This window comes from Bifidobacterium sp. UBA6881 (assembly GCA_002451435.1).
Classification (GTDB): Bacteria; Actinomycetota; Actinomycetes; order Actinomycetales; family Bifidobacteriaceae; genus Bifidobacterium.
This window is the reverse complement of record DKCF01000036.1, coordinates 1-5,712: the sequence shown is the minus strand read 5'-3', so window position 1 is coordinate 5,712 and position 5,712 is coordinate 1. Positions and strand designations below refer to the sequence as shown.

6 protein-coding genes are annotated in these 5,712 nt (G+C 57.3%); 1 reads left to right on the top strand and 5 read right to left on the bottom strand.

Annotation, left to right across the window (positions count from 1 at the left end; translation table 11 throughout):
- On the bottom strand, positions 1-357 hold a 357-nt coding region (locus B3C64_RS02870), incomplete at its 3' end, for a cation diffusion facilitator family transporter (RefSeq protein ID WP_291533605.1).
- Between the two features lie 186 nt (positions 358-543).
- On the opposite strand from B3C64_RS02870, the gene B3C64_RS02865 reads away from it, so the two are divergent.
- Complete coding sequence (locus B3C64_RS02865; RefSeq protein ID WP_291533604.1) at positions 544-1,674, top strand: 5-methyltetrahydropteroyltriglutamate--homocysteine S-methyltransferase; 1,131 nt, start codon at positions 544-546, stop codon at positions 1,672-1,674.
- 103 nt (positions 1,675-1,777) lie between these two features.
- Here B3C64_RS02865 and B3C64_RS02860 read toward each other — a convergent pair whose 3' ends face one another.
- The 4 genes from B3C64_RS02860 to bsh all read right to left on the bottom strand — a co-directional run bounded on the left by B3C64_RS02860 (position 1,778) and on the right by bsh (position 5,458).
- Complete coding sequence (locus tag B3C64_RS02860; RefSeq protein WP_291533603.1) at positions 1,778-2,545, bottom strand: carboxymuconolactone decarboxylase family protein; 768 nt, start codon at positions 2,543-2,545, stop codon at positions 1,778-1,780.
- 52 nt (positions 2,546-2,597) lie between these two features.
- Positions 2,598-3,647 (bottom strand): zinc-dependent alcohol dehydrogenase family protein, encoded by a 1,050-nt coding sequence (locus B3C64_RS02855; RefSeq protein ID WP_291533602.1) that lies wholly within the window; start codon positions 3,645-3,647, stop codon positions 2,598-2,600.
- Between the two features lie 56 nt (positions 3,648-3,703).
- On the bottom strand, positions 3,704-4,180 hold the full coding sequence (locus B3C64_RS02850; protein ID WP_291533601.1) for a MerR family transcriptional regulator: 477 nt from the start codon (positions 4,178-4,180) through the stop codon (positions 3,704-3,706).
- A gap of 327 nt (positions 4,181-4,507) precedes the next feature.
- On the bottom strand, positions 4,508-5,458 hold the full coding sequence (gene bsh / locus B3C64_RS02845) for a choloylglycine hydrolase (RefSeq protein ID WP_291533599.1): 951 nt from the start codon (positions 5,456-5,458) through the stop codon (positions 4,508-4,510).
- Positions 5,459-5,712: the final 254 nt, after the last annotated feature.

The following is a 5,712-nucleotide window of genomic DNA, read 5'->3' as shown; positions in this document are numbered from 1 at the left end:
CTTCTTCAATGCCTCCGACGTGGAGAAGAAACCGCCGACGAAGAACAGCAAGGTGGCCACGACAAACGAGGCGAGATACTTCGTGCGATACAATCCGAACGGATGGTCGCCGTCCGTCTTGTGCTTGGAGAAACGCCCGCCGATCATCAGCACAATCTCATTGGAGCAATCAGCGACCGAGTGCACGGACTCGGACAGCATAGCCGAGGAGCCGGTGAAGAACGCGGCGCACAGTTTGGCGACGGCCACGCCGATGTTCGCGGCCAGCGCGGCCTTGACCGCCGCCCCTTGATGTTCTACTTCCCCTTTCCCGTCCGTTGTGGCTGTGTGGATGGCAGTCTCCGCAGATTCACTCATGTTCGCACTCCTTGAAAATCCGATTCACAACGTCTCACGTTACTCATTCGGATGCAGATATCAACCGATGGCACAATGGATGGCTGCCACATCGAAATTTGCCGGGGACCATGAGCGCCCGACGCATTTTTTCAGGCTCGCCGGGTATCCTTCTTTGAGGCAATCCCAACGTTTGAAAGGTGCATCATGCCATATTCCCATAACGCCCCGTTCCGCGCCGACGTGGTCGGATCCTACCTACGCCCGGCCGAATTGAAGGCCGCCCGCGAGGAGTTCGCCGCGGGAAAGATCGACGCGGCCACGCTCAAGGCCGTGGAAGACAAGTCCATCACGGAACTGATCGCCAAGCAGAAGGCCGCCGGCCTGCATGTGATCACGGATGGCGAGTTCCGCCGCGGCTGGTGGCATCTGGACTGCATGTGGGGCTTTGACGGCGTACAAAAGGTCTCCATGGACAAAGGATACATGTTCCACGATGAGGAGACACGTGCGGAATCGGCACGTCTGAACGGCAAAATCGCATTCAATCCTCAGCATCCGTTCATCGGACATTTCAGGTTCGTCAAGCAATTCGAAGACGATCAAGTCGTGGCCCGTCAAACGATTCCGGCCCCGGCGCAATTGTATGCGGAACTGTTCCGACCGGAAAACCTCGAATCCGTGCATGAGTTCTACGGCGACACTCCAGCCGCCTACAACGCGCTCGCGGACGACACGGCGACGGCATTCCATGAATTGATTCTGGCGTTGTACGATGCCGGATGCCGTAATGTGCAACTCGATGACTGCACTTGGGGCATGTTCTGCGACCCTCATTTCAACAGCCACTATTCCGCCGAGGAATTCGCCGATCTGCAGAAACTGTACGCCCACATGAACAACGCCGCCATCAAGAACCTTCCCGAGGATCTTGTGGTCACCACGCATGATTGCCGCGGCAACTACCACTCCACTTGGGCCTCCGCGGGCGGATACTCCACTGTGGCGGATGTGCTGTTCGGCGAGGAAAACGTCGGTGCCTACTACTTGGAATTCGACGACGACCGTTCCGGCGACTTCGCCCCGCTCGCCAAGGTTTCCGGCGACAAGAAGGTCGTGCTTGGCCTGATCACCTCCAAGAAGCCGGAACTTGAGGATCCGGAGACCATCAAGGCGCGCATCGAGGAAGCGGCCAAGTATGTTCCGCTGGACCGTCTGTGCCTGTCCACCCAGTGCGGTTTCGCGTCGACCGAGGAAGGCAACAAGCTCACCGAAGAACAGCAGTGGGCCAAGATCGCGCTCGTGCGGTCCATCGCCAAGGATGTTTGGGGAGAATAATCGTACCTCGCTTTGGTTCCGATACGGAATCACGGCAAGCAATGGCAGGGAGGGCATCCGTTCCATTCGGCGGATGCCCTCCCTGCGTCTACTCTGACCGATGTCACGTCCGATTGTCTTGGGCCGCATCATTGATGCAACGAATCGCGTTCAATGTGCGCGGGTACCCGATGTACGGCATGCATTGGGAGGCCACCGCGATTAGCAGCGCCTTCTCATTGCCGACGTTCAGATTCGCCTTGGCGTGCGCGGTCAGTTGAGGTTCGCAACCGCCCTGCGCGGCGAGGAAGCAGAATGTGACCATCTCACGTTCCCGGGTGCTCAACCCTCCGCGCGTGTAATAGTCGCCGAAGCAATTGTCGACCAGCCACGCGTTGATGTGCCGGGTTTCTTCCGGACCGGATTGCGCGAATCCATGCATGCGGTCACCGAAGATCTCCATCTGCTTGGATTCTCCCGCCTCCATCCGGGTCTCGGGCGTCGTGGTGGATTGCGCGGCAAGCGGCAAATGCACGTTCTCCGCTCCCAGAAAATCGTTGAGCTTCTTTAGGAACGGCAGCACCCTGCCGAATCCGCAATATGCGGTGGCCTGATACACCATCTCCTTGATGGCGGTGGACGCCAGTCCGGTCTCATACGCGACCGGCAGCATCATTTCGAACGCATCAAGCCCTTGGCATCCCACCAGCGCCGCGAGAATCGCCAACGAGCGCGTCTTGTCGTCCAGATCGGGATGGTTCGCCTTCGGCTCGTTCACCACCTCGCCATAGGCGAAGTCGGAAAAGAACCTGACGAATTCCGGATCGGTCTGCGCCAACGTCCTGTCATTGTTCCAGAAGGCGTTCATCTTTCGGTGCAGTTCCTCGAACATATCTTGCCTTTCATGCCTCTCGTGCCATAATGTTCATCGTCGCGCCGCCGGATCAGACCTCGCTGACCCGCAGCAACGACTTGACCGTGCGGCGCTCGTCCATCGCCGCGTAGGCCTCCTGGATGTCGTCAAGCGTGTATTCGGAGGTGTAGACGATGCCCGGATCGATGTTGCCGTCCAACACTTCCTTGAGCAAACGACGCGTATCGTAGGTGCGCACGGATGCGGGACCTCCGCGCAGACCGACATTACGATAGAACAATCCGGGAATATCCGCCTTCACGCCGTGGGGCAGACCAACACGCCCCACGATGGCTCCGGCACGCGCCACCTTCATTGCGGTGTCGTTGGACAATGCGGATCCCACGCATTCGAGCACGGCATCGGCGCCGTATCCGCCCGTCATCTCCATCACCTTGGCCACGGCCTCATCGCCGCGTTCCTCCACGAAATCGGTGGCTCCGAACTTTCGGGCGATCCGCTGGCGATCCGCATGACGGCTCATGGCGATGATGCGGTCGGCGCCCATAAGCTTGGCGGACAACACCGCGCACAGGCCGACCGCGCCATCGCCGAACACGACGGCGGTATCCCCCGGTTTGACCTCCGCGGACGCGGCGGCATGGTATCCGGTGGCCATCACATCGGAAAGCGTCAGCAATGAAGCCAACAGCCCATCGGAAAAGTCTTTGGCGTTGCCCGGAACGACGACCAATGTGCCGTCGGCCTCCGGGACACGCAGATACTCCGCTTGGCATCCCAAGCCATCCTCACCGCCGAAATATCCGCCATGGGGGCAACTCGATTCAAATCCGGCCTTGCACACCGGGCACCTGCCACAGCTATAGGGGAACGGCACGATGACGAAATCCCCGGGCTTGGCGATGGTCACGTCGCTGCCGGTGGATTCCACCACGCCGATCGCCTCATGACCCGCCTGGCTGTCAACGGGTTTGTCGCCATCCCGATAAAACCATAAATCCGAACCGCAGACGCAAGCGCGCACCACGCGGATGACCGCGTCACCATCATCGGTAATCGTCGGCTTTGGACGCTCTTCGCACGCCATACGCCCAACACCTTTGTATATCGCCGCCTTCATGATTGCTCCTTTGTTTCGGCTGCTGTATGTGATTCTGTGATTCGCAGATATGCGCTTTAATCAGTCGTTCCGACACCATTTCGCCTGCTTTGGCTATGCACGCTGTCGATAATATCCTGATTCTCGTTGAGGATTCGCCGAGCATCATCATCGCGTCCTTCGGACACGGCCTTCCAATACAACGTCTTCAGCGACACATACGCCTGTTGTATGCGGAGGGACTCCATTTTGGCCGCCAAACGCAATGATTGTGCGTCCAATAATTCCATCTGCCTGCGTGCACCATCCTCGCCGTCAAAACGGTTCCTCAGATATTCGCGCATATCCGTCAGCGGCATGCCCGTCGCGGCAAGGCAGGAAATCGTGGACAGAGACTCTAGATCGGCATCCGAGTACATGCGATGGCCCGAACTCGGGTCGCGAGCGATCGCATCGATGATGCCTATCTGTTCGTAGTAACGCAACGTCGATTCAGGAAGCCCGGAAAACATCGAAGCCTCTCGAATCGTATGCCATGTTGTTGTGGTGCTCATATTCCGCACTCTAAAAACCTCAAGTGCTTTAAGTCCACGCACTTGGCGTGTCGCATCGATCGGCAAAGCGCCAGCGGCTGCTTATACCACGGCAAATGTGGTAGAGGGCCGAACGTATCGCACGATTCCATATGCAAGCGTCAAATTGCGAATCGTGTGAAATCCAAGAGACAACAATGCTCCCAAACCTACATTTTCATCTTGGAATCGGGGTGAAAAATTGGTTCGGGGGCATTGCTGTCGGCCAGTTCATCGCACAATTTCATTTTCTCCGCTCTTTTGTGAAATCATGCGACATAATTCACGGCTCTCAGGAAAGGAACATCCTCAGGCGGCGGTAATCAGTTCCGAGGAGTCCATATCGAAGTCAGCCATGGCGTAGGCACGAATGGCCGGATTCTCGTAGGTGTTCATGTAATAGGTGTTGGTTTTCGCGGAATATCCGCTGGTGAACAGCGTGCGTTCGAATTTGCCATTCGCCATCTTCGCCATGCCTTCGACCATTTGCACGGAACCAAGAGTGTGGAACAGGCGGGATACGTTGGACGTCTCGTCGCTCTGCTGCGGGTAATGCGTGTTCGTGTATGCGACACGCACAAAGCGCGATGGGGAACTCACGTCACCGGGAATGCCATGCATGCTCACGCCGGCGCCCCATGCCGTCAGTTCGGCCTTGCCCCATGTGTTCGGCTCGGCCATCTCATTGCCAACGCACATGTAGTTGCGCAGGTTCTCCATATGGAAATCGAAGGTCGGCTGGTTCGTGAGCACGTCCACGTCATCGTGATGGATGTGCATGCCATCGGCCATCTGCTCGACGACGATGCTGCGCTCCCCATCACCGATGAGCCAATGCAGCAGGGACTCCTGTTGTCCGGGAACGATCTGCGAGACAAGCGTCACGTCTTTCAGCGCTTTCTCGACTTCGTCAACGGTGTCGAAATTGCGCGCGACCCACAACGGGAATTCGAACGTGGCGACGTTCTCCGTCCCTTCGACAGGCTCATGTGCAAACGACGCATAGCCCGGGAAATTCAGTCCGGCAACCGCCAAGCCGTGTTCGTTGGCGCAGTCGAAATACATTGGGCGATCTGCCATGACCACGCCCACGCCCAATACCGCGTTCGGTTCATCCTTGCCCTTCGCGCCGAATGCGTAATCGTAGTGGTAGCCGCGCGGTGTGGCCAGGATGGTCTCTCCGTAGGAGAAGCTCCAATCAAGGTTGCGACCGAAATACATGTTGCCGTCATCGTCGGAGAAACGGACGCCAGTGCACATAATGAACTTCCTTCTATTCGCATGGAATTTGCCGTATGCCTCATGGTATCCGCCATCCATTGAGGAAAACGCCTATGTTTGCCAGCGGACGAAACGGATTTTCAATTTGAGAACAATATGCTCTCAGCAAAAACACACCATTTAGCCAAGAATAGAAGGGAAAGCCATCCAAAACACGACTTCCACCATGCCCTGAATATGAGAAAACCCTTACTCATGTAAGGGTTCCGCTCCAAGCTCCTGCGACTGGGCTT